At 65.8% G+C, this 22,580-nt stretch carries 18 protein-coding genes, 2 pseudogenes and 1 other annotated feature; of the genes and pseudogenes, 11 read left to right on the forward strand and 9 right to left on the reverse strand.

Annotated features, from left to right (window positions below; genetic code table 11):
• Complete coding sequence (locus tag ACOOHP_RS08395; protein WP_420465999.1) at positions 1 to 1,170, forward strand: acyl-CoA dehydrogenase family protein; 1,170 nt, start codon at positions 1 to 3, stop codon at positions 1,168 to 1,170.
• A 107-nt stretch (positions 1,171 to 1,277) separates the two neighbouring features.
• Here the strand turns inward: ACOOHP_RS08395 and ACOOHP_RS08400 are convergent.
• Positions 1,278 to 1,445, reverse strand: a pseudogene (locus tag ACOOHP_RS08400) (DUF4256 domain-containing protein); the annotation flags it as partial.
• Positions 1,446 to 1,499: 54 nt separating this feature from the next.
• Here ACOOHP_RS08400 and ACOOHP_RS08405 point away from each other — a divergent pair.
• A protein-coding gene (locus ACOOHP_RS08405; RefSeq protein WP_420466000.1) for an IS3 family transposase occupies positions 1,500 to 2,725 on the forward strand; the annotation gives its coding sequence in 2 pieces (ribosomal slippage) (positions 1,500 to 1,785 and positions 1,785 to 2,725; 1,227 coding nt in all).
• Positions 1,778 to 1,894, forward strand: a sequence feature (AL1L pseudoknot). Its footprint overlaps the gene before it by 117 nt.
• A gap of 39 nt (positions 2,726 to 2,764) precedes the next feature.
• Here the strand turns inward: ACOOHP_RS08405 and ACOOHP_RS08410 are convergent.
• From ACOOHP_RS08410 to ACOOHP_RS08420, 3 genes and pseudogenes are all read right to left on the reverse strand, one after another.
• Positions 2,765 to 3,142, reverse strand: a pseudogene (locus ACOOHP_RS08410) (DUF4256 domain-containing protein); the annotation flags it as partial.
• A 202-nt stretch (positions 3,143 to 3,344) separates the two neighbouring features.
• Positions 3,345 to 3,851, reverse strand: coding sequence for a hypothetical protein (locus ACOOHP_RS08415; protein WP_420466001.1), 507 nt, complete (start codon positions 3,849 to 3,851; stop codon positions 3,345 to 3,347).
• Positions 3,852 to 4,028: 177 nt separating this feature from the next.
• A complete protein-coding gene (locus tag ACOOHP_RS08420) occupies positions 4,029 to 4,856 on the reverse strand; it encodes a TIGR03084 family metal-binding protein (RefSeq protein WP_420466002.1) in 828 nt (275 codons plus the stop codon).
• A 203-nt stretch (positions 4,857 to 5,059) separates the two neighbouring features.
• Between ACOOHP_RS08420 and ACOOHP_RS08425 the strand changes: the two genes are divergently transcribed.
• A complete protein-coding gene (locus ACOOHP_RS08425; RefSeq protein WP_420466003.1) occupies positions 5,060 to 5,791 on the forward strand; it encodes an SDR family NAD(P)-dependent oxidoreductase in 732 nt (243 codons plus the stop codon).
• A gap of 76 nt (positions 5,792 to 5,867) precedes the next feature.
• On the opposite strand, the gene ACOOHP_RS08430 is transcribed toward ACOOHP_RS08425, so the two are convergent.
• Both ACOOHP_RS08430 and ACOOHP_RS08435 read right to left on the reverse strand, forming a co-directional pair.
• Positions 5,868 to 6,635, reverse strand: coding sequence for a TetR/AcrR family transcriptional regulator (locus tag ACOOHP_RS08430; RefSeq protein ID WP_420466004.1), 768 nt, complete (start codon positions 6,633 to 6,635; stop codon positions 5,868 to 5,870).
• On the reverse strand, positions 6,608 to 7,417 hold the full coding sequence (locus ACOOHP_RS08435) for a helix-turn-helix domain-containing protein (protein ID WP_420466005.1): 810 nt from the start codon (positions 7,415 to 7,417) through the stop codon (positions 6,608 to 6,610). Before ACOOHP_RS08435 ends, ACOOHP_RS08430 begins: the two co-directional genes overlap by 28 nt.
• 374 nt (positions 7,418 to 7,791) lie before the next feature.
• Here ACOOHP_RS08435 and ACOOHP_RS08440 point away from each other — a divergent pair, with 374 nt between their 5' ends.
• From ACOOHP_RS08440 to ACOOHP_RS08460, 5 genes are all read left to right on the forward strand, one after another.
• A complete protein-coding gene (locus ACOOHP_RS08440) occupies positions 7,792 to 9,411 on the forward strand; it encodes an acyl-CoA carboxylase subunit beta (protein WP_420466006.1) in 1,620 nt (539 codons plus the stop codon).
• On the forward strand, positions 9,408 to 11,378 hold the full coding sequence (locus tag ACOOHP_RS08445; protein ID WP_420466007.1) for an acetyl/propionyl/methylcrotonyl-CoA carboxylase subunit alpha: 1,971 nt from the start codon (positions 9,408 to 9,410) through the stop codon (positions 11,376 to 11,378). The genes ACOOHP_RS08440 and ACOOHP_RS08445 overlap by 4 nt, the downstream gene beginning before the upstream one ends.
• Positions 11,375 to 12,157, forward strand: coding sequence for an SDR family oxidoreductase (locus ACOOHP_RS08450; RefSeq protein WP_420466008.1), 783 nt, complete (start codon positions 11,375 to 11,377; stop codon positions 12,155 to 12,157). The genes ACOOHP_RS08445 and ACOOHP_RS08450 overlap by 4 nt, the downstream gene beginning before the upstream one ends.
• A 70-nt stretch (positions 12,158 to 12,227) precedes the next feature.
• Positions 12,228 to 13,070, forward strand: coding sequence for an SDR family NAD(P)-dependent oxidoreductase (locus ACOOHP_RS08455; protein WP_420466009.1), 843 nt, complete (start codon positions 12,228 to 12,230; stop codon positions 13,068 to 13,070).
• Between the two features lie 18 nt (positions 13,071 to 13,088).
• The gene (locus ACOOHP_RS08460; RefSeq protein ID WP_420466010.1) at positions 13,089 to 13,967 is read left to right on the forward strand and encodes a 3-keto-5-aminohexanoate cleavage protein; all 879 of its coding nucleotides are present in this window, start codon (positions 13,089 to 13,091) and stop codon (positions 13,965 to 13,967) included.
• 19 nt (positions 13,968 to 13,986) lie between these two features.
• Here ACOOHP_RS08460 and ACOOHP_RS08465 read toward each other — a convergent pair whose 3' ends face one another.
• Positions 13,987 to 14,904, reverse strand: coding sequence for an alpha/beta hydrolase (locus tag ACOOHP_RS08465; protein WP_420466011.1), 918 nt, complete (start codon positions 14,902 to 14,904; stop codon positions 13,987 to 13,989).
• Between the two features lie 156 nt (positions 14,905 to 15,060).
• Here ACOOHP_RS08465 and ACOOHP_RS08470 point away from each other — a divergent pair, with 156 nt between their 5' ends.
• From ACOOHP_RS08470 to ACOOHP_RS08480, 3 genes are all read left to right on the forward strand, one after another.
• Positions 15,061 to 15,813, forward strand: coding sequence for an alpha/beta fold hydrolase (locus tag ACOOHP_RS08470; RefSeq protein ID WP_420466012.1), 753 nt, complete (start codon positions 15,061 to 15,063; stop codon positions 15,811 to 15,813).
• A gap of 239 nt (positions 15,814 to 16,052) precedes the next feature.
• On the forward strand, positions 16,053 to 17,216 hold the full coding sequence (locus tag ACOOHP_RS08475) for a helix-turn-helix domain-containing protein (RefSeq protein WP_420466013.1): 1,164 nt from the start codon (positions 16,053 to 16,055) through the stop codon (positions 17,214 to 17,216).
• Between the two features lie 18 nt (positions 17,217 to 17,234).
• Complete coding sequence (locus ACOOHP_RS08480; RefSeq protein ID WP_420466014.1) at positions 17,235 to 18,860, forward strand: flavin-containing monooxygenase; 1,626 nt, start codon at positions 17,235 to 17,237, stop codon at positions 18,858 to 18,860.
• A 111-nt stretch (positions 18,861 to 18,971) separates the two neighbouring features.
• Here the strand turns inward: ACOOHP_RS08480 and ACOOHP_RS08485 are convergent, their stop codons facing one another.
• Together ACOOHP_RS08485 and ACOOHP_RS08490 are read right to left on the reverse strand one after the other, a co-directional pair.
• On the reverse strand, positions 18,972 to 21,218 hold the full coding sequence (locus tag ACOOHP_RS08485) for an NADP-dependent isocitrate dehydrogenase (RefSeq protein WP_420466015.1): 2,247 nt from the start codon (positions 21,216 to 21,218) through the stop codon (positions 18,972 to 18,974).
• Between the two features lie 276 nt (positions 21,219 to 21,494).
• Positions 21,495 to 22,508, reverse strand: a complete 1,014-nt coding sequence (locus ACOOHP_RS08490; RefSeq protein WP_420466016.1) for a tyrosine-type recombinase/integrase — start codon at positions 22,506 to 22,508, stop codon at positions 21,495 to 21,497.
• Positions 22,509 to 22,580: the final 72 nt, after the last annotated feature.

Below are 22,580 nucleotides of genomic sequence, written 5' to 3' on the forward strand. Positions count from 1 at the left end.
ATGACCGAACCCAGTCCGCTGCCGCACTACTTCACGCACGAACACGAGCAGTTCCGCGCCAGCCTGCGCGAATTCATTGCACGCGAGGTGACGCCGCACGTCGCCGCATGGGACGCCGCCGGCCGTTTCCCGCGGGAGCTGTACCAGCGCTTCGGCGAACTGGGATTTCTGGCGGTGGGATACCCGGAGGAATACGGCGGCACGCCCGCCGACGCCTTCTACAACATCGTGATCGCCGAAGAGTTCGCCCGCTGCGGCGCCGGTGGCGTGCAGGCCTCCATCAATTCGCACAGCATCACCATGCCACTGCTGGTGGCAGTGGGCGGCGAGGCGATCAAGCGACGTATCGTGCCCAAGGTGATCTCGGGGCAGTGGATTCCGGCCCTGGCGGTGACCGAACCATCCGGCGGATCCGACGTGGCACAACTGCGTACCAACGCCGTGCGTGACGGCGACCATTACGTCGTCAACGGCGAAAAGACGTTCATCACCTCGGGCATGCGCGCGGACGTGATCGTCACCGCGGTGCGCACCGACCCCGAATCCAAGGGAGCCAATGGCATCTCGGTGCTGGCCATCGACGGCAACACGCCCGGTCTGACCCGGACCGAACTCGACAAGATGGGTTGGTGGTCTTCGGATACCGCGCACCTGCATTTCAACAACTGCCGGGTGCCGGTGAGCGATCGGGTGGGCGAGGAGCACCAGGGCTTCCGCGCCTTCATGCACAACTTCAACAGCGAGCGCTTGTATCTCGCCGCGCTGGCCTACAGCTTCGCGCAAGTGTGTTTTGAGGAGGCGCTGGACTGGGCCAGGCAGCGCAAGACCTTCGGCCATTTACTGTCCGAACGTCAGGTCATCCGCCACAAGCTCATGGACATGGCGCTCAAGATCGACGCCGCGCGCAGTCTGGTCCACGAACTCACCTGGCGCATTCAGAGCCAGTCGGACCGTCCTGCCGAACTGGTTGCCCGCATCTGCATGGCCAAGGTGCTGGCCACCCAGGCCATGCAGTTCTGCGCCGACCAGGCGATCCAGATTCTGGGCGGCGCCGGCTATATGCGCGGTACCCGCTCCGAGCGCATCTATCGCGAGGTCAAGGTGATGATGATCGGCGGCGGTTCGGAAGAGATCATGAAAGATCTGGCTGCACGGCAGTTGGGAGTTTGAGCGGCGCGGGGTCGACGCAGCGCCATCTTTGATACGGCGACCCGTCGATTTCGAGACTATAGATAGCGTCGCGATGAAAAGACGCCAGCGCGCCCGTGCCGGCGATGCTAAACCCTCAAAACGCCGCGGAAGCCCCTCACGGCGTAGTACGACTGCGCGCCATTGTGGTAGACGAAGACGTGGTCATAACGGCGGTCGCAGAACAGCGCGCCACCCAGCTTTCTGATGGCGGCGGGTGTCCGGATCCAGCTCGAGGTCTTGGTGTCGAAGCATCCCATTTGAACCGCCCCGGGAATCTCGGAGGCTCCCTCACTTGAGAGAATGGAGCCATGACCAGAGCATCGAAGTATTCCCCGGAAGTGCAGGAGCGCGCGGTCCGGATGGTGGCGGAGCACGCGGCGCAGCACACCTCGCAGTGGGCAGCGATTGAATCGATTGCTGCCAAGATTGGTTGTACAGCCGAGACGTTGCGGCGCTGGGTGCGCCAGGGCGAGCGTGACGCCGGTGTACGGCCCGGCCTGACCACGGCCGAGGGCGAGCGGATCAAGGCGCTGGAGCGCGAGGTCCGTGAACTGCGCCAGGCCAATGAGATTTTGCGCAAGGCATCGGCGTATTTTGCGCAGGCGGAGCTCGACCGCCCGTTCAAACGATGAAGGCGTTCATCGACGAGCATCGCTCGGTCCACGGGGTCGAGCCGATCTGCAAGGTGCTGCCGATTGCCCCGTCGACGTACTACGCCCACGCGGCTCGCGAGGCAGACCCACAGCGCCGTTCTACGAGGGACCAGCGAGATCGAGCGCTGGTGCCGGAGATCGAACGGGTCTGGAACGAAAACTTCCAGGTCTACGGCGTGCGCAAGGTGTGGCGGCAACTGCGGCGCGAAGGCTTTGATCTGGCCCGCTGCACGGTGGCGCGCCTGATGAAGCGCCTGGGCTTGCGTGGCGTCATCCGCGGCAAGTCGGTGCGCACGACGGTGAGTGATGCCAACGCACCTTGCCCGCTGGATCATGTCCGTCGTCACTTCAAGGCGGATCGGCCGAACAAGCTGTGGGTCTCGGACTTCACCTACGTGTCGACCTGGCAGGGCTTCGTCTACGTCGCCTTCGTCATCGACGTCTTCGCCCGGCGCATCGTCGGCTGGCGGGCTTCGTCCTCGGCGCGGACCGACCTGGTGCTCGACGCGCTGGAGCAGGCGCTGCATGAGCGCAAACCGGTCGGCCCGGATCGGCTGGTGCATCACAGCGACAGAGGTGTCCAGTACGTGTCGATCCGCTACACCGAGCGTCTTGCCGACGCGGGTCTCGAACCTTCCGTGGGCAGTGTGGGCGATTCCTACGACAACGCGCTGGCCGAGACCATCAACGGCTTGTACAAGGCCGAGGTGATTCACCGGCGGCCTTCCTGGCAACGCCGCGAAGACGTCGAGTGGGCCACGCTGCAGTGGGTGGACTGGTACAACAATCGCCGACTGATGGAACCGCTTGGCAACATCCCACCCGCCGAAGCAGAAGCTGCCTACTATTCACAAATCCCGAGTCTCGCCCTCGCGGCGTGACTCACAACAACGAGCCTCCGGGAAAACCGGGGCGGTTCACATTCGCTGCAGATCGCGATACTGATCCTCGCTCAGCAATTCGACGCCCATGCCTGTGGCCATGTCGATCGCGCTGTTGTGCGGACGGTGCTCTTTCCGGGACTCCAGTCCTTCGCGGTCGTAGCAAACGCTGCGGCGGCCGGCAGGACTTTCCGCAGAGCAATCGAAGAAGACCAGTTCTGCGGTCCCGGGGTCCTGGGCCACCACGTCCGGCTCGCCGCCGCTGCGCTCCATCTCTTCAAGCGAACGCAACTTCTCCGGCCGGGCGCCCAGCCTCACCAGCACCGCCGACCACTCGATTCGCTTGTGGCGGTGCATGTTGGTTTCGAATCGCGCTTTCAGCGCGCCGAACAGTTGTACCCGCTGCCTGGCGTTCATCGTGCAAGCTTTGCCGAGTTATTACGGTGCGTCCAATCCTGTAAGTCGAAGCAGGTGACGCCCGTGCGGTGGCGGTCGACCGCAGCTCTGCCCCGGACCCCATCGCTTTCGCTCAGTGCTCAGGCGGCAACATTCAACTGCCAGGCCACGCCGAAGCGGTAGTTGGGCCCAGTTGCCATGCTGCCTGCCGGGCACCGAAGCGCTACGGAATCAGGGTCAGGGTGAAGCGAAAGATCTCCACTCCTTCCCGCGAACACCAGGTCGTCGTCTTGAACGGATGCCCCTTTAGGCCCGTGGTGTACTGCGGTCGGACATATCTCCCGCTCCGCCCTTGAAGGACGAACGAGAACGTTCCTCCAGTTACATTCGCTTCGCCGTACCTTGCCGGACTTGCCCGATCTTGCGTGCGATTGGATTCGAACTTGCACTCGATCAATGTTGATTGCACCGGCGATCGATATAAGAATTCGAATCCATGCCACAAGCAGTTGTTCTCGTTTCCGGCAACTACACATCTTCCGGACTCGACATATGGAAACTGATTGCCGGTCTGGGAAATATAGGCATCCCCGTTGGTTCGAAACTCAAGCAGCCCACTTCTCAATGCTGACACCTCAAAAGCCTGTGCTGCTTTTGGGGGAGCCTTGGTGGAGCAACCGAGCAGGATCAGAACGACACCACGGATGATGATTCGGTTGAGGCTGATCACCGATCATGTATCCGTCGTTGCTCTGAACGTTCTTTGGATTAAATGCTTCATCCTTTCATTTCGCAAGCGTCAACCCGTTGGGTGAAAGATGAGAAGTCTCCATGATTGCGTGGCGCCACCTGAAGGTTCGATCCAGGTCCGAGAGGAAGAACAACCTCTCCGACGATTCGCGATCGGTTAACCAGGGCGTTCATGTGATGCGATGCTCGCGCTACCGCCCCGCAGCCCGGGCACCGGCGGGTCTTCCGCCTTTCCCGCGAAGCATTGTGCGATCGCCATCCAGCGCCTTGCCGGATCTCCGATGACTTGCAGCAGGGTGTCTGCGACATTGCGCCCCTGGGTGACGACGTGGCAGAAGTCACTCGCCGATCCTTCGATGCGATGTTCATCCGAAGGGGGGTTCCATTCCCAGATGGCGCCGGAGGGCGCGGTGAGGCGCAGGTAGGGCGCGGGTGCGGGCGGTGTCAGGCCGCGATTGGCAAAACAGAACGCATAGGTCTTGACGCCCAGGGTGGCGATGGCGCGGATGCCATCGGTGTAACGGCGCTGCCGGCCCAGCAGATCGTAGATGTCCTGGCCGTGTGCCCAAGTTTCCATATAACGTGCGGTGACGAACATGCGCGCCCCCATGTCGGGGCCGAACCAGGCCAAGCGGGCCTTGGGGTGCAGCACGGACAGGCGCCGGCCGAGGTCGTCGAAGCTGTCGCTCCAGGCTTGTCTCATCGCAGCGCCGGCCAGATGCTGCAGATGCTCGCGGGTGAAGTCGGTCAGCGCGATGCCGCGATCAAGTGCGGCCAGCACCGGCGCGGCGGCGCTCCTGAACATGTCCGCGCCCTTGAGCGCAGCGACCGCCCATTGGTCGGAAAGGTACAGGTGGGCCACCACGTCCCAGACGGTCCACTGCTTGAACGGCGTGGGTCGCGCCCAATCCTGCGGCTGCAGAGTTTGCAGCACAGCACCCAGCGTCTGGCCTTCTTCCTGCAGGTTGGCGACTTCCTGGAACATCGCTGAGGTCCTTTGCAAGTGAGTTGCGTTGCCGACTGCATTGTCGATGGCAATCAGAGCGTGCTTCTTGTCGCCACCCGCTGCGCGCCGCAGCGCCTGGGTGCAAGACCTTTCCGCTTCGCGTCACGAAAGTCGGGCGTGACGCCGCAAAGCGGCTGCAGGAACGCGGTTGCAGAAGCCGGATGAAATCGGGAGGTCAGCACATGGGTCTGCTCACGGGCAAGGTGGCGATCGTGACGGGCGCGGCCAGCGGTCAGGGCGCGGCCGAAGCGCGCCGCATGGTGGAGGAGGGCGCTTGCGTGACCTTGGCTGACGTACAGTCAGGGAGCGCGCTGGCGGCGGAACTGGGCGCAGAACGCGCGCAGTTTCTCGCCCTGGATGTACGTTCGTGCGAGAACTGGACGCGGGTGGTGGAGCAGACGCTGGCGCGGTTCGGGCGGCTGGACATTCTGGTCAACAACGCAGCGGTGTTTCACCTGGCTACGTTCGAGCAGACCACCGACGAAATCTTCGACTCGATCTTCGAAGTGAACCAGCGTGGCGCCTTCTACGGCATGCGCGCGGTGCTTCCCGCACTGCGCCAGGCCGGCGGCGGCTGCATTCTGAACATCAGTTCCACCTCCGGCCTGCGGGCGGTGCCGGGCATGTGGGCCTATGGCTCCAGCAAGTGGGCAATCCGCGGCATGAGCCGTCACGCCGCGCTGGAACTGGCGCCACACAACATCCGCGTGAACTGCGTGTTTCCCGGCACCATCGACACGCCGATGCTGGGAGCGCTGCCGCAGGAGGCCAGGGCGGGCCTTGCCCCCCTGGTGCCGATCGGTCGCCTGGGCACGCCGGAGGAAGTGGCCAACGTGGTGTGCTTTCTGGCTTCCGACCAGGCGCGCTATGTCACAGGTGCCGAGATCGGCGTGGACGGCGCCATGGGCGCTTGAGCATGACGGCGGCGCGGTTGCCCGCGGGGTCGCGGACGACGCCGGGCTTGCCACGATGCTGGACGCAAGCCGTGGCCTAGGCCTCGCTCGCGGCGAAGCGACGCGGCAGACGCCGCTCCAATGCGCGCAGACGTACCAGCAGCGGGGCGCGCTGCGCGTCGTTGGTCAGGCCCAGCAGCAGCAGGCCGGTGCCGTAAGCGACCTGGGTGCGAAATTCGTCGTCGTCGATTTCGGACTGCACCCACAGGTCCAGCGCGCCGATGAAGTGAGTCACCAGCTGGCGTGCCAGTGCATCGCGCGCCAACGGCGTCGGCATCTGACCGGCCTTGTCCAGCGCGGACAGCGCGCGCTGCCAATAGCCCAGCGAGCGGTCCAGGAATCGCGGACGGTGGGCAGGATCGCTCACGCCCAGCAGGAACTGGTACAGCGGCCGGTAGAACGCAGGGTCTTCGGCAAAGACATCAGCGGCGATACGGGCGGCCGCCATGACTTGTGCGACCGGGTCCGGGTCCACCCGGCTGCGGCCCTGGCGACGCAGCACCGATTCCAGCGAGCGGTTGAGCAACGCATACAGCACGCCGGATTTGGAGCCGAAAAGATTGTAGGGCGTGGGGCCGCTGAGCCGCGCGCGCTTGGCCAGCACGGCCATGGAAAACTCGGTGGCGCCGGTTTCGCGCACCAGGGCCTCGGCGGCATCCAGAATGCGCCTGCGCCGGTCCTGCTTGTTGCGCTCACGCAGTGGCAGCGTGGCGTCCTGCGCGCTGTCGGCTCCCGCTGCAGGCAGGACGACGAACAGGTTGACACCGGCGTCGATGCTCATGTCACCGCAGCGCTGGCGGGCCATTGCGCGACCACCGCCAGGCGCCGCGATCCGGCAAAGATGTCGCGCGGCGTGTAGCCGTAGAACTGGCGGATGGAATGACTGAAATGGGTGGAGTCGGCATAGCCCGCATCCAGCGCCACGTCCACCAGGCTGTTGGCGCCGCCCACCATGGGCATGAGGCCACGCGCACGCTTCCATGCGCGCAGACGGCGGAACGTGGTCTGGGTCTGGCTGCTGAACAAATGGGTGAAGCGCGAGAACGACAGGCCGGCGTCTGCCGCGCAGGCCTCGGCGCTGAGATTGCCGGCGTGGCTGGCGTTGATCTTCCCGATCGCGCGCGCGATGCGAGGGTCCAGTGCACGCGCCGGCAGCGCATGACCGAAGAAGTGCAGATCGAACGCTTCGGGTGCGCGCAGCGGACGCTCGAAACCATCCAGCAGTCGCGTATGAGTTTCGCGGCGCCGCGCGGGTGTGGCGATCAGGTCGGGCAGGGCGGGATCGCCGTCGACGGTCTCGGATTCGATCAGGATCTGCACCAGCTCGCGATCCGGCGTGGCCACGCGATGCGGCGCGTACGGCGGCACCAGCGCGATGTGTTCGCGGTACGCCGGATGACCGTTCACCGAGATTTCGAACGGCCGGTCCAGCGACAGGTAGAAGACCCAGGCGCCGAACGTTCGCACACCGGGCTTTCCGAACAGGCTGCGATAGGCAATGCGTGAGGATGTCACCAGCATGATGCGCGGGCGGCCGTCGCGGTTGTGTTTGCCTGCATCCGCGGACCGGGCTTCGCGATCGTTCACATCTCCTCCACGTTCCCGCGACGGCGGGAGTGATTTTTAGTGAGCTAAAAGCTGCCAGTATTGTGTGCGCGGCACAAGCCAGGGCCAAACCCGACCTTCGCGTTTGCAACCGGTCCGCACAAGACCGGTCCGGAGCCTGCATCTTAGTGTGGGGCCGTGGGTTTCGTTGTGTCGTTCGAAGATTCTGAGGCGAGCCAACTTGAATGCCGCGAAACGAGATGTCGCTGTTGCCGCCGGTTGCGATGCATGGGGATGCGCGGCGCTGGCCGCTCCGCGGTGCGCAGTCCCCGGGTTACCGGCACCATGCATCGACAGCGTTTCGTACCCACTTTTTTTGCGCCGACCTTTACTGATAATCACACCGCCGGTGCTCGATGCCCGTCATTGAATCCTTGATTGCCGCTGGCAGCGACAGCTTCCGGCATAACCGCGATGCCAACCTCGCGCAGTTGCAGCGGGTCCGCGCTCTGGAGGCGCGAACCCGCACTGCCTCTGCGGCGGCCAAGCCGCGGTTCGACAAGCGCGGGCAACTGCTGCCGCGCGAGCGCGTGGCTCTGCTGCTGGATCCGGGTGCGCCGTTCCTGGAGCTGTGTACCCTGGCTGGCTATGGCATGGATGTGCCGGACCCGGATCGCAGCGTGCCCGGCGGCGGCGTCATCGCGGGCATCGGTTATGTGGCCGGCACGCGCTGCATGGTGCTGGCCAACGACTCGGGCATCGATGCCGGCGCGCTGCAGCCCAAGGGTCTCGACAAGCAGCTGCGCGTGCAGGAACTGGCTCTGGCGAATCGGCTGCCCTATGTGCAGCTGGTGGAAAGTGCGGGTGCCAACCTGCTGGCCTACAAGGTCGAAGAGTTCGTCAAGGGCGGCAATCTGTTCCGCAATCTTGCACGGCTGTCCGCCGCTGGCCTGCCGGTGGTGACGGTGACGCATGGTTCGTCCACCGCTGGCGGTGCCTACCAGACCGGCCTGTCCGACTACATCGTGATGGTGCGCGGCCGCACCCGCGCATTTCTGGCCGGACCGCCACTGCTCAAGGCGGCCACCGGGGAGGTCGCCAGTGAAGAGGAACTCGGCGGCGCAGAAATGCATACCGGCATTTCCGGTCTGGGCGACTACCTGGCCGAGGACGATCGCGATGCCATTCGCATTGCGCGCGAGATCGTTGCCAAGCTGCGCTGGAACCAGGCGCTGCCGGCGCCGACATCGCCAGGGTTTCTGCCGCCGCGGTATCCGGATGAAGAATTGCTGGGTCTGATGCCTGCCGACTACCGGCGTCCGGTCGACATGAAAGAGGTGATCGCACGGCTGGTGGACGATTCCGATTTTCTGGAATTCAGTCCCGGCTACGGCGCCCAGACCGTATGCGGTCACGCCGCCATCGAGGGACATGCGCTGGGTCTGATCACCAACAACGGTCCCATCGACAGTGCCGGTGCCGCCAAGGCCACCCATTTCATCCAGGCCTGCTGCCAGGCACAGGTGCCTATCGTCTACCTGCAGAACATCACCGGGTACATGGTGGGCCGCATGCACGAAGAAGCCGGCATCATCAAGCATGGCTCCAAGATGATTCAGGCAGTGACCAGTGCCACCGTGCCGCAGATCACCATTCAGTGCGGTGCCTCGTTCGGCGCCGGCAACTACGGCATGTGCGGTCGCGGATTTCATCCGCGGTTCCTGTTCTCATGGCCCAATTCCAAGGTCGCGGTGATGGGCGGCGAGCAGGCTGCCAGGACCATGACCATCGTCAACGAAGCGGCCATGGCACGGAAGGGCCAGGTGGATCGCGCCAAGCTCGATGCGATGGAGCGGAACATCATCGAAACCTTCGACCGCCAGATGGACGTATTCGCCACCAGTGCGCACGTGCTCGACGACGGCGTGATCGATCCGCGCGACACGCGCGCGGTGCTGGCCTACACCTTGTCGGTGTGTCGCGATGCGCAGGCGCGCCCGCTGCAACCGATGCAGTTCTCGGTGGCGCGCCCATGAGTGTGTGCACGCCTTTCGACAAGATCCTGATTGCCAACCGCGGCGAGATCGCGCTGCGGGTGATGCGCAGCGCACGCAGGCTGGGCTACCGGACCGTGGCGGTCTACTCCACCGCCGATGCGCACGCGCGACACGTGCGCGAGGCCGATCAGGCGGTGTGCATCGGCCAGGCGCTTCCTTCGCAGTCCTACCTGCGCATCGATGCCGTCCTGGCCGCGGCCCGCGCCACCGGCGCGCAGGCGGTGCATCCCGGCTATGGTTTTCTGGCCGAGAACGAAGCGTTTGCACGTGCCTGTCGCGACGCAGGCCTGGTGTTCATCGGTCCGTCGCCGGAAGCGATCGCGGCGATGGGGCACAAGGCCGGTGCCAAGCGGCGCATGCAGGAGGCCGGCGTGCCCTGCGTGCCGGGCTTTCTGGGCGATCAGGATCCCGCGCGGCTGGCGTCGGAGGCTCGGCGCATCGGGTATCCGGTGATGATCAAGGCGGTGGCCGGCGGCGGTGGGCGTGGCATGCGTCTGGTGCGTCGCGAGGAGGATTTCGCCGATGCCCTGATCAGCGCGCGTTCCGAAGCCCACAGCGCCTTCGGTGACGCCGATGTGCTGCTGGAGCGCGCGGTGCTGCAGCCGCGTCACATCGAGATTCAGATCCTGGCCGATCGGCACGGCAACGCAATTCATCTGGGCGAACGCGATTGCTCGGTGCAACGTCGCCACCAGAAGCTGATCGAGGAATCGCCATCGCCCGCGGTGAGTCCCGCGCTACGCGTCGAGATGGGTGCCGCCGCGGTGCAGGCCGCGCTGGCCATTGGTTACGAGGGCGCCGGCACGCTGGAGTTTCTGCTCGACGGCAACGGTCGCTGGTACTTCATGGAAATGAACACACGGCTGCAGGTCGAGCACCCGGTGACCGAGGCGCTGACCGGGCTGGACCTGGTGGAACTGCAGTTGCGCATCGCCGCGGGCGAGACGCTGCCGCTCGGGCAGGACGATGTGACGTTCAACGGTCATGCCATCGAAGTACGCCTGTGTGCAGAAGACCCGGAGCAGGGCTTCATGCCGCAGAGCGGCCGCATGGGCTGGTGGCAGATGCCGGAGGCGCGCGTGCGGGTGGAGCATGCGCTGTCGTCCGGTATGGAGGTGCCGCCCTACTACGACTCCATGATCGCCAAGCTGATCGCGCGTGGCCGCACACGCGATGACACCAGGCGTCTGCTTGCCAGCGCGCTGGACCAGGCGGTGGCGCTGGGCGTGACCACCAATCGCAGCTTTCTGGCGCGCTGCCTGCGCCATCCTGAATTCGCGGCCGGCGGCGCCACCACGGCGTTCGTCGATACCCATGCCGAAGCGCTGCTGGCGCGCTGCCCGCAGGACGACGATCGCGCGCTGGCAGTGGCGGCGATGCTGCTGCGCGCCACGCAGCAGGACGCGGTGCCGTCGGCGGCGCTGTCGCCGATGCTGCCGGTGCATCTTCGCGTCGGTTGCGGTGAACGCGTGCACGAGGTGACGCTGCGCCCGGAGTCGGGTGAGCGCTTTGCCGCCAGCCTGCGCGAGCAGCGCTTCACCCTGGCCTTGATCGGGTTGGACGCCGGTACGGCACGGATCGAATGCGACGGCGTGGCCGAAGCGGTGGTTTGGTGGCGCGCCGGTGCGGTAATGCATCTGCAGTTCCGCGGTCGCAATTATTCCGTGGAAGACCGCAGCCTGTCGGCGAGCGCGGCGGCCGGTGCCGCCCGCGACGGAAAAATCCGGGCGTCGATGAATGGCCGTGTCATTGCCATACACGCCGCGGTCGGCGATACGCTGAGCGCGGGTCAGCCGGTGATGACCTTGGAGGCCATGAAGATGGAGCACACCCACACCGCACCCGTCGCCGGCATCCTGCGCGTGCTCAGTGCCGCGATCGACGACCAGGTCGGCGCGGCGCGCGTGATCGCGGAGATCGAAGCCGCGAACGCGAGCGCGCCATGAGCCCGCTGCAAGACGATCTGTTCGATCTGAGCGGCAAGCTGGCACTGGTCAACGGCGCCAGCCGCGGCATCGGCGAATCCTGTGCGCGAGCGCTGGCGGCCTATGGTGCCCGCGTGATCGTGAGCAGCCGCAAGCAGGACGCCTGCGAAGCGGTGGCCGCCAGCATCCGCGACGCCGGCGGCCAATGCGAGGCGCGTGCCTGTCACAGTGGCGACCTGCAACAGGTGGAAGCCCTGTTCGCCGGCATCGAGCGCGACCACGGGCGGCTCGATGTGCTGATGAACAACGCCGCCACCAGTCCGTACTACGGTCCGGTCTGCGACACCGATCTGGCCTCGTTCGACAAGGTCATGGACGTCAACTTCAAGGGCTACTTCTTTGCCAGCGCACGCGGCGCACGGCTGATGGCAAAGATCGGCGGCGGCAGCATCATCAACACCGCCTCGGTGTTCGGCCTGCAACCGGGTGGCGGCGACGGCGCCGCGATCTACTCGATCTCCAAAGGGGCGGTCATCACCATGACCAAGGCTTTCGCCAGCGAATGCGCGGCGATGGGCGTGCGCGTAAACGCCTTGCTGCCGGGCCTGACCCGGACCCGTTTTGCCAGCGCCTTGCTGGAAAGCGACGCCACCATGGGCACGATGCTGCCGCGCATCGCGCTCAAGCGCGTGGCTCAGCCCGACGAGATGGCCGGCGCGGTGGTGTTTCTGGCTTCCAAGGCGTCGAGCTACGTCACCGGCAGTCTGCTGGTGGTCGACGGCGGCTACTCGATCAACTGAGAGCCTGTGAAAATATCGCCCACCTACTGCGGTCGCCGCTACGGCGTTCAATTTTTTTACAGGCTCTGAGATGAAAACACTGGGCGGAAAGGTGGCGGTGATTACCGGCGCCGGCAGCGGCATCGGCCGTGCGCTGTCGCTGGCCTGCGCGCGGCAGGGTATGCATCTGGCATTGCTGGACCTGAAGCCGGCGGGGCTGCAGCAGACCGCACAGTTGCTGGATCCGGCTTGCGCGCCACCCCTGCTGCTGGCTTGCGACGTGACCGACGAGCAGGCGGTGGAGACCGCGGCGCAGGCGGTGTACGCACGCTACGGCGGCGCGCACTTGCTGTTCAACAATGCCGGCGTGTTCACCGGCGGGCCGCTGTGGCAGGCCCCGGTCGCGGAATGGCGCCGGCAGTTCGACGTCAACGTCATGGGTGTGGTGCACGGCCTGCGCAGCTTCATTCCGCGCATGCTGGCCGCCGGCGAACCGGCCCACATCGTCAATACCGCGTCTGTCGGCGGTCTGACCTCGCCGCCGCATTACAGCGTGTATGCAGCGACCAAGCATGCGGTGGTGGCGCTGAGCGAATGTCTGCATCACGACCTGCAAGCGGAGCGGGCGGCCATCGGCGTGTCGGTTCTGTGCCCGGCCTTCGTCCGAACTGCGATCGCCGACGCGCCTGCCGAAGACCTGGCCGGGGCGACCAGTCCCGCCGCTGCAGAACACCTGGCCGCTACGCGCAAACTGATGGAGCATGCGCGTCTGAGTGCGGACGATGTCGCGGGCATCGCCATCGAAGGCGTGCTGCAGGACCGTTTCTACATCCTCACGCATCCGGGATCCCGGGCGGGGATCGAATGGCGCATGCGGGATATCCTGCAGGATCGCGCGCCGACCAATCCGATGCGACCTCCTTCAACAAACTGAGCTATCGGAAGCCCAACCATGTCCTCCAGCAAAGTCGTCATCACCTGCGCGCTCAACGGCGTGCTCACCGACCCCAAGCAGCATCACGTGCCGGTCACGCCGCAGGAGATGGCCGCGGAGGCCAGGCGCGCCTACGACCAGGGCGCCACGGTGATGCATATGCACCTGCGTCGCCAGGAGCCCAACCAGGGCCACGTGCCGTCCTGGGATGCCCAGCTGTCGGCCGAGGTGCAGCAGGCGATCCGCGAGGCCTGCCCGGGCGTGATCATCAATCACACCACCGGCGTGGTCGGGCCGGACATCGAAGCGGCGCTGGACTGCGTACGACGGACGCGGCCGGAGATCGCGGCCTGCAATGCCGGTTCGCTCAACTATCTGAAGACGCGCGCCGACGGTCGCTGGGCCTGGCCGCCGATGCTGTTCGACAATCCGGTGCACAAGGTCGAGGCGTTCCTGAAAGTGATGAAGACGGCCGGATCGCTGCCGGAGTTCGAATGCTTCGATGTCGGCATCGTGCGTTGCGTGGGCATGTACCGCGAGGCGCGGATGTACGAAGGCCCGCTGGAATATAACTTCGTCATGGGGGTGGCCTCGGGCATGCCCACCGAGCCCGACCTGCTGCCGCTGCTGATCAAGCTGATGAAGGCGGAATCGAGCTGGTCGGTCACCGCCATCGGCCGCGCGGAAATCTGGCCGCTGCATCGACGCACCGCAGAACTGGGCGGCCACCTGCGCACCGGGCTGGAGGACACCTTTTACCTGCCCGACGGCGCCAAGGCGACCTCCAACGGCCAGCTCATCGAACAGATGGCGCGCTATGCGCGCGAATGTGGCCGCGAAATCGCCACCCCGGCCGAAGCACGCGAGCTGCTCAGGCTATCCGCGGTCAGCGCCTGAGCCGCCGGCGCGCAAGCGCTCAGCTTTTGCGCGCCAACCTCGGCTGCAGGAAATTGCCGATCGCTTCCAGCACTTCGCAACTGCGCGGAATGGCGCCGGACATCCAGAACACGCCATGGATCAGGCCGTCCAGCGAGATGTGGACGGCATCGTTGCCGGCCCGCTGCAGCGCATTGAGATACTCGATGGCCTCGTCGCGTGAGGGATCGTATTCCGCGGTGAGGATCAGCGCCGGCGCCAGACCGGACAGAGAGGCGTTGAGCGGCGAAGCCAGCGGGCTTTCGATGTCCGCCGGCTGCGTCAGATAGTGCTGCCAGAACCAGTCCACGGCGGCGCGGGTGATCAGGTAACCCTCGGCGTGCAGGGTCTTGGATTCGCCGCTGCAGCGATGATCGATGACCGGGTAGATCAGCACCTGTGCGGCCAGCGGCAGGCCGGCGTCGCGTGCGCGGATGGCGGTGACCGCGGCGAGGTTGCCGCCGGCGCTGTCGCCGACGACGGCGATGCGCTGTGGGTCCACACCCAGGCGTTCGGCGTTGGCGCGCAGCCACTCGAGCGCGGCGTAGACGTCGTCGGTCTGCGCGGGAAAGCGCGCCTCCGGTGCCAGCCGATAGGAAGTCGCCACCACGACCGCGCCGGTCTCGTTGGCCATGGCCCGCGCCGGCTCGTCGCAGACCCCGAGATGCCCGCCGACCCAGCCGCCGCCGTGCGTATAGAGAATGGCTGAGCCGTTGGCATTGTCCGGGGTGTACACCCGTAACGGCACGCTGTTGAGGTCGAGGTCCTCCACGCTGCGCACGTCCTGCGGCGTGTTCTGCAGTTGCGGAAAGGTGTCGACGACGGCACGCGCTTCGGCCACGCTGAGCTGCTCGAACGACTTCACCCCTTGCTTCTGCAGGGCGGCGAGGATGAAGCGGGCGGTCGGATCAAGAGCCATGGTGACGATCTCGCAAGCGGTGGACGGCGTGCAGCCGGACGTGGCATTGCACCACATCCGCGCGCGCCTGCACTGTCTCGAATTGAGACACTGCAGCGGGCGGCGCGTTGACTAGAATCGGAGCTGCTCACTGTCGCTTCCGAACCGGGGTTGCTCATGTCCGTTATCGCGAAATTCGCCGCTGTCGAAGGCGCAGGTCCGCGCAAGGTACTGGTCCTGCATGGCTGGGCGCTGGACAGCGGGGTATGGCTGACCACACGCGCGCTCAGCAATACGCGCGACTTCACCTGGGCTTATCTGGACTTTCCCGCCTACGGCGTCAACCGTGCGATGGCTCCGGCCGCCGATGTGGACGGCATGGCGCAGGCGGCGCTGGCGGCGGTGGACGAACTGGGCTGGAGCTCGTTCGCCGTGCTGGGACATTCCATGGGCGGCGCCACCGCCCTGCGCGTGGCCACCCTGCGGCCGCAGAGCGTGACGGCGGTCGCCGCCGTGACACCAGTATCGCCCGGCGGCACTCCGCTGGACGCCGACACGTTTGCCGCTTTCGATGCCGCCTGGGCCGATCCCGCGGCCGCGATCAGGGGTCATCTGTCGCCCGGCATGCAGGCCGACGATCTGACGCGCCTGGTGGATCGCAACCGCGCCAGCATGGATCGGCCCACCTGGACCGCGTACCTGAAGAACTGGACTTCGCCTGACTTCATACCGGCGCTGGCCGACTACGCAGGTGCGGTCACGCTGTTCTACGGACAGACCGATCCGTTCGTGACCGCGGCCTACCTGCAGCCCACCTTGAAAGCGCTCCGCAAGGGCCGGCTGGTCGCCCTGGACGACGCCGGTCATTACCCGATGATCGAATCCGCCGCGGCGTCCCAGGCCGCTTTCGAAAGCGCGCTGCGGCTCTGAGAGGATGGCCGGCTCCGCCGGCCCCTCCTTGATCGCCAACGGGTCCGGTCGGCGATTGGCGAACGGCGAAACGGGGTTGTCGCCCTAACTGCCGCGCGTGCGCCAGAGGTGCTCCAATTCCTGGTCGCCACGCCCGCTGTTTACGGGCAGTAAGGCAGAACCGATAGCAGGGGCACGAGGTTGCGCATGACGCCACCTCGTCGAAACGACCCGCACCCTGCACGACGCGAGGAGGACACATGGGCAACGCTGTTGCGGCGCAGGCCGGCGACCCGATCCCGGGCGAGGGCCTGCTGCGCGCCTTCGCTGCTCGCAGCCGTGTCTGCGACGGGCCGCTGATCGCGGTGTCGCCGTCTTACTTGATCGGCAACTGGGCGGCACAGCCGCTGCTGGCGGCCATCGATCTGGCCCGGGTCGCGACGGCGTTCGAAAGCGGCAGCAGCGAGTTCGGCGTCATCGAAGCGTTCGAGCGGACCGATCCCGGCTACCTGATCCGGCCGCCGATCGCGCAGCCCGCGGCGGTCGCCGATGTCTGCCAGCGCGGACGCAACGACGCTCGCCTGCGGGAACTGCTGCCGGGACAGAGCGAGCTGATCGCCGATACCCGCGGCAATGCTGCGCGCATCATGCAGGCGGGCGGTCATGTCCTGGTGTCGGGCGAACCCGGTGTCGGCAAACGCACGCTTGCCGAAGGTCTGCTGGCGGCCGAGGCAGCCGTGGTGGCAACGATCGATGTGGCCATACGGGCGGACTGGATTGAGGCCACGCAGACGGCGCTGCAGACCGGCAGGGCGGTGGTGCTGCAGCACGCGCACGCCCTGGCTGAGGTGAATCTGGCCGAATGCCAAGGCCTGCTGCGGCTGGCGTGCGCGCAGGGTCTGCGGGTGGTGCTGACCGCCACCCCCAATCTACCGCTGCACTTGCACGCGCTCGCCGCGCATACGCCCTGGCGGTTGTGGATTCCCCCACTGCGCGACCGCCTGGAGGACATTCCGCAGATCGTTGCCGCGTGGACGCGCCAACGGCGCCCGCGGCCACCGCGACCCGGTGCCGAGGCGCTGCGCTGGCTGTGGTCGCGGACCTGGCCGGGCAACCTGCGCGAGCTTGCGCAGGCCTTGCGTGAAGATGGACGCCCGGCCTGGAGCGGCCATCGGCTGCCCGCCTGCTCCAACGACGAAGACGGCCGCTACGCGCCGCGCGCGCGGGCTCAGCAGGTGCAGAAGCGGGCGCTGGTTCAGGCCCTGGCACGCTGCGGCGGCAACCGCAGCCATGCCGCACTGATGCTGGGCCTGTCGCGCGCCACCCTGTATCGAAAGATGGCGCAATTCGGAATCGCCCGTATGGGAGCTTCCCATGCAGGCCACCCGGCAATGCCGGTCCGGCAGAATCCCGCTGTGCCCTAACTCTCCCTGGAACGTGACATGACTGCAGACTCCACTTCACCCTCGGCCGACGTCCAGCATTGCGATGCGGTGGTGGTCGGTGCCGGTTTCGCCGGCGTGTACCAGGTCCTGCGCCTCACCCGCGCCGGCTATCGCGTGCGCGCGATCGAAAAAGCGCCCGATGTCGGCGGCACCTGGTACTGGAACCGCTATCCCGGCGCGCGTTGCGACATCGAGAGCCTCACCTATTCGTACTCCTTCGACGCCGACCTGCAGCGTGAATGGAAATGGCCGCAGCGTTACGCCGAGCAGCCGGACATCCTGCGCTACATCCAGCACGTGGCCGAGCGCTTCGATCTGCGCAAGCACTTCACGTTCGCAACCAGCGTGGAGGCGGCGATCTACGACGAAGCGTCCCAGCGCTGGCAGGTGCGGACCTCGTCCGGCGAGCAGATTTCCGCCCAGTTCTTCGTGATGGCCACCGGCTGCCTGTCGCGACCGCTGGAGCCCAGGTTCAAGGACATGGAGCGCTTTCGGGGCGCCCGCTACATGACCAGCCGCTGGCCGCACGAAGGGGTGGATTTCAGCGGCAAGCGGGTGGGCATCATCGGAACCGGCTCCAGCTCGATCCAGGCCACGCCGCTGATTGCGCAGCAGGCGGAGCACCTGTTCGTGTTTCAGCGCACGCCGCAGTTCGCGATCCCGGCCTGGAACCGTGCGCTGACCGATGCGGAGATGCGTCACGCGCAGGAGACCTACGACGAGATCCGGCGTCTGTGCCGGCAGTCCGAGGTCGGCATCTCCTACGAGGGGCCGGACCACGGCGCCAAGGAAGCGGACGCCGAATCGCTGCGCCGGCAGCTCGAATTCGCCTGGGAACGCGGCGGCTACCTGATGCTGGCGGCCTATCCCGATCTGGTCACCGACCTGGAGTCGAACCGGATCGTCAGCGATTGGGTCAAGGAAAAGATCCGCGCCCGCATCAAGGACCCCGAAGTGGCGCGCAAGCTGATGCCGCAGTACCCGCTGGGTGCCAAGCGGCTATGTGTGGATACCAATTACTTCGAAACCTTCAATCGCGACAACGTGACCCTGGTGGACCTGCGCGAATCCGCCATCGACGGTTTCACCGAGCAGGGCTTGCGCACGGCCGACGGCAAGGAGTACGCGTTCGATGCGGTGATCTTCGCCACCGGTTTCGACGCCATGACCGGCGCGCTGCTGGCGGTGGACATCCGCGGTCGCAACGGCCTGAGCCTGCGCGAGAAGTGGAAGCGGGGTACCAGGAACTATCTGGGTGTGACCGTATCCGGCTTTCCCAACATGTTCATCATCACCGGCCCCGGCAGTCCGTCGGTGCTCTACAACATGGTCAGCAGCATCGAGCAGAACGTCGACTTCGTGTTCGACGCCATCGAACACGTGCGTAAAAACCGTTACGCCAGCATCGAGGCCAAGGCGCGCGAGGAGAGCGCTTGGACGCAGTATGTCGACTGGGTGTCCAAACAGACCATCTATACCAAGGTCCAGTCCTGGTACACCGGCGGCAATGTCGACGGCAAACCCACCGGATTCATGCCCTATGCCGGCGGCGGCCTGACCTATTTCGAGTTCGCCCGCCAGGCCGTGGAAAACGGTTATCGCGGTTTCACCCTGGCGAACTGAAGGTCGGAGCGGTACAGGCCCGGCGTGATCAGGTGTTGCCGCGGGCGCATGCCGTGAAGCCTGCGCGCCGCGGCTTGCACTGTAGCGACGCCAGCCGCGGGTGGCGCTTGGTCAGCTGTTGTCCGCCCGCGTCGCGGCGAGCGCGTCCTTGAAGGTCTGGCTCGGCTGCATGACCGCTTCGAGCTTGGCGCGGTCGGGCATGTAGTAGCCGCCGATGTCCACCGGCTTGCCCTGCACGTCGGACAGTTCGCCGACGATGGTCTTCTCGCGCTCGGTGAGCGTGGTGGCCAGTTTGGCGAAACGGGCCTGCAGGGCGGGGTCCTGGGTCTGTGCCGCCAGTTCCTGCGCCCAGTACATGGCCAGATAGAACTGGCTGCCGCGGTTGTCGAGCTGGCCGGTCCTGGGCGACGGATTCTTGTTGGTGTCGAGCAGCTTGCCGGTGGCGGCGTCCAGGGTCTTGGCCAGGATGGTCGCCCGCGGATTGCCGCTCTTGATGCCCAGGTCCTCCAGGCTCACCGCCAGCGCCATGAACTCGCCCAGCGAATCCCAGCGTAGGTGGTTTTCCTCCACCAGCTGCTTGACGTGTTTGGGCGCCGAGCCGCCGGCGCCGGTTTCGTACATGCCGCCTCCGGCCATCAGAGGCACCACGGACAGCATCTTGGCGCTGGTGCCCAGCTCCATGATGGGGAACAGATCGGTCAGATAGTCGCGCAGGATGTTGCCGGTGACGGAGATGGTGTCGAGGCCGCGAATGGCGCGCTCCAGCGTGTAACGCATGGCACGCACCTGCGACATGATCTGAATGTCGAGCCCGCTGGTGTCATGGTCCTTCAGGTAGGCCCGGACCTTCTTGATCATCTCGTTTTCGTGCGGGCGATAGGGATCCAGCCAGAACACCGCCGGCATGCCCGACAGGCGCGCGCGCGTGACCGCCAGCTTCACCCAGTCGCGTATCGGCGCATCCTTGACCTGGCACATGCGCCAGATGTCGCCGGCCTCGACGTGCTGCGTCAGCAGCACTTCGCCGGTGGCCAGATCGACGATATTGGCCACACCGTCATGGCTGACTTCGAAGGTCTTGTCGTGCGAGCCGTACTCCTCGGCCTGCTGCGCCATCAGGCCCACGTTGGGCACCGTGCCCATGGTGCGCGGATCGAAGTTTCCGTTGGTTTTGCAGAAGTTGATCATCTCCTGGTAGATGCGCGCGAAGGTGCTCTCCGGAATGACCGCCTTGGTGTCCTTGGGCCGGCCGTCGGCGCCCCACATCTTGCCGCCCAGGCGGATCATGGCCGGCATCGAGGCATCGACGATCACGTCGTTGGGCGCGTGCAGATTGGAGATGCCCTTGGCCGAATCCACCATCGCCAGCTCGGGGCGGTGTTCGTGGCAGGCGTGCAGGTCGCGGATGATCTCCTCGCGCTTGGAGGAGGGCAGGGTCTCGAGCTTGTCGTAGAGATTGACCAGGCCGTTGTTGACGTTGACGCCAAGCTGGTCAAACAGCTCGCCGTGCTTGTCGAAGGCCTCCTTGTAGAAGATGCGCACCGCATGGCCGAACACGATGGGGTGCGACACCTTCATCATGGTGGCCTTGACGTGCAGCGAGAACATCACGCCGGTCTTGCGCGCGTCTTCCATCTGCTCTTCGTAGAAGGCCAGCAGCGCCTTCTTGCTCATGAACATGCTGTCGATGATCTCGCCCGCCTGCAGCGAAACCTTGGGCTTGAGCACCAGGGTCCGGCCGTCGCGCGTCTGCAGTTCCATCTTGACGTCGCGGGCGCGGTCCAGGGTCATGGACTTCTCGCCGTGGTAGAAGTCGCCGTGCTTCATGTGCGCCACATGCGTGCGCGAAGCCATGCTCCACTCGCCCATGCTGTGCGGATTCTTGCGCGCGTATTCCTTCACCGCCCTGGGTGCGCGCCGGTCGGAATTGCCTTCGCGCAGCACCGGGTTCACCGCGCTGCCCAGGCACTTCGAATAACGCTTGCGGATGGCTTGCTCCTCTTCGGTCCGCGGGTCCTCCGGAAAGTCCGGAACCGGGTAGCCCTTGGCCTGCAGCTCCTTGATGGCACTCACCAGCTGATGCACCGAAGCACTGATGTTGGGCAGCTTGATGATGTTGGTATCCGGCAGCAGGGTCAGCCGGCCCAGCTCGGCCAGATTGTCCGGTACGCGCTGTTCTTCGCCGAGGAAATCCGGGAACTCGCCGAGGATGCGGGCGGCCACCGATATGTCGCTGGTGACCACCTGGATGCCGGCCGGCTCGGCGAACGTGCGCACGATCGGCAGGAAGGCACAGGTTGCAAGCAGCGGCGCTTCATCGGTGAGGGTGTAGATGATGGTGGGCGGTTGTTCGCGCATGTTCGCGGTCCTGAATACGAAAAGGGTTCCAGCCCGTGCCGGCGCTGGCTGGCAGGACGCCTCGTTGCGGCCGTGCCGGAAGTGAATTCGGTTGCGGTGGGCTCAAGGTGATTCGGTGAAGGCGGCGCGGGTGTATTCGACAGCCCTGACGGCGGCCGAACCCAGGGACTCCGATCCTTCACGATCAACCTGTGGATTCCGCGTTCGATCCTAGCACCGAGCCGTGGCGTTCACGACCGACGGTCAGCGCACTTAGGTGGGTTCCCTGAGTTGGCATCAGCCCGGCGATCGCCTCCTTTTTCGGGCAGGACCGCCCGCCATGAGCTGTGCCATCGCGCTGCGCCCGGCGCTCAGGCTTTCGCCGTAACGCACGATCATGCGCTCCGACTTCCAGCGGCCCTGGCGCATGATCTCGGCGCCGCTGAAGTTGGCGGCCAGCAGATCCTGCGCCGCACCCACGCGGGTGCTGTGTCCGGAGATACGCTCGGGATCGAGCCCCGCCGCCAGTGCACGCTGCTTGAATATTCTGGCGACATCGCGATCCGACAGCGGCGCCCGGTAGCGGTCGGGCCGGTTGGATCGCGGGGTCGAGCGGAACAGCTCGCCGGATGCCAGGCCGGCAGTGTCGATCCAGCGTTCCACGCGCTGCACCGTGGCCGGGGACAGATACTGCAGCGCGCCCTGGCCCTCCTGATCGGTCTTGCTGCGGCGCAGAAAGATGCGGCCGGAGCCGTCGGCCTCCACCTGGAAGTCCTCGATCTGCAGGGCGACCAGCTCCGAGCGGCGGAACATGGTTTCGAAGGCAAGGCCGATCAGCGCGGCGTCGCGGATATCGCGCGGTTCGGTGAGGTTCAGGCTCGCCAGAATGGTTTCCACATCGCGCAGCGTCAGGCCCTTGGCCTGACGCTGGCGCTGGGTCAGGTGCTCGCGCCGCAGGCCGCGCCACATCAGGCGTGCTTCCATCGAATCCATCGGCGAGGGCAGGCCGACCAGCCGATGGATCATGGTCAGCGTGGACAGGTAATGCTCCAGGGTCGCGCGCTTGCGCCCGGCCTGAATCCGCTCCAGCAGGAATGCGCGCAGCTGCGGCAGTTCCACCGGCAGCACGGCAATGCCGCGGCCGCTGCAGAACCCGGTCCACACGCGCCAGTCTGCGCGCCAGCTCTTCAAGGTGTTGGGGGCGTAGGCCAACTGCAGGTCGTCCGCCAGCCGCCGCAGACGCTCGACGATGGCGTCGGGCGACTGGTCGATCAACTGCGCGATTGCGGTAGGGGCAGGGTCGGGATTCATGACGTACTGAGCGCGCGATCCGAGTTTCGACCGGCAGCGTAATGTACGGAGATTTATACGACGAATCAAATA

The organism is Panacagrimonas sp., from assembly GCF_965216805.1.
GTDB lineage: Bacteria > Pseudomonadota > Gammaproteobacteria > Nevskiales > Nevskiaceae > Panacagrimonas.

Excerpts from the sequence above, each read along its gene's own strand:
- ACOOHP_RS08485 (WP_420466015.1), bottom strand. The coding sequence starts at position 21,218 with ATGCGCGAACAACCGCCCACCATCATCTACACCCTCACCGATGAAGCG.
- ACOOHP_RS08470 (WP_420466012.1), top strand. The coding sequence starts at position 15,061 with ATGTCCGTTATCGCGAAATTCGCCGCTGTCGAAGGCGCAGGTCCGCGC.
- ACOOHP_RS08395 (WP_420465999.1), top strand. The coding sequence starts at position 1 with ATGACCGAACCCAGTCCGCTGCCGCACTACTTCACGCACGAACACGAG.
- ACOOHP_RS08475 (WP_420466013.1), top strand. The coding sequence starts at position 16,053 with ATGGGCAACGCTGTTGCGGCGCAGGCCGGCGACCCGATCCCGGGCGAG.
- ACOOHP_RS08460 (WP_420466010.1), top strand. The coding sequence starts at position 13,089 with ATGTCCTCCAGCAAAGTCGTCATCACCTGCGCGCTCAACGGCGTGCTC.
- ACOOHP_RS08425 (WP_420466003.1), top strand. The coding sequence starts at position 5,060 with ATGGGTCTGCTCACGGGCAAGGTGGCGATCGTGACGGGCGCGGCCAGC.
- ACOOHP_RS08490 (WP_420466016.1), bottom strand. The coding sequence starts at position 22,508 with ATGAATCCCGACCCTGCCCCTACCGCAATCGCGCAGTTGATCGACCAG.
- ACOOHP_RS08440 (WP_420466006.1), top strand. The coding sequence starts at position 7,792 with ATGCCCGTCATTGAATCCTTGATTGCCGCTGGCAGCGACAGCTTCCGG.
- ACOOHP_RS08480 (WP_420466014.1), top strand. The coding sequence starts at position 17,235 with ATGACTGCAGACTCCACTTCACCCTCGGCCGACGTCCAGCATTGCGAT.
- ACOOHP_RS08420 (WP_420466002.1), bottom strand. The coding sequence starts at position 4,856 with ATGTTCCAGGAAGTCGCCAACCTGCAGGAAGAAGGCCAGACGCTGGGT.
- ACOOHP_RS08445 (WP_420466007.1), top strand. The coding sequence starts at position 9,408 with ATGAGTGTGTGCACGCCTTTCGACAAGATCCTGATTGCCAACCGCGGC.
- ACOOHP_RS08455 (WP_420466009.1), top strand. The coding sequence starts at position 12,228 with ATGAAAACACTGGGCGGAAAGGTGGCGGTGATTACCGGCGCCGGCAGC.
- ACOOHP_RS08465 (WP_420466011.1), bottom strand. The coding sequence starts at position 14,904 with ATGGCTCTTGATCCGACCGCCCGCTTCATCCTCGCCGCCCTGCAGAAG.
- ACOOHP_RS08450 (WP_420466008.1), top strand. The coding sequence starts at position 11,375 with ATGAGCCCGCTGCAAGACGATCTGTTCGATCTGAGCGGCAAGCTGGCA.
- ACOOHP_RS08430 (WP_420466004.1), bottom strand. The coding sequence starts at position 6,635 with ATGGCCCGCCAGCGCTGCGGTGACATGAGCATCGACGCCGGTGTCAAC.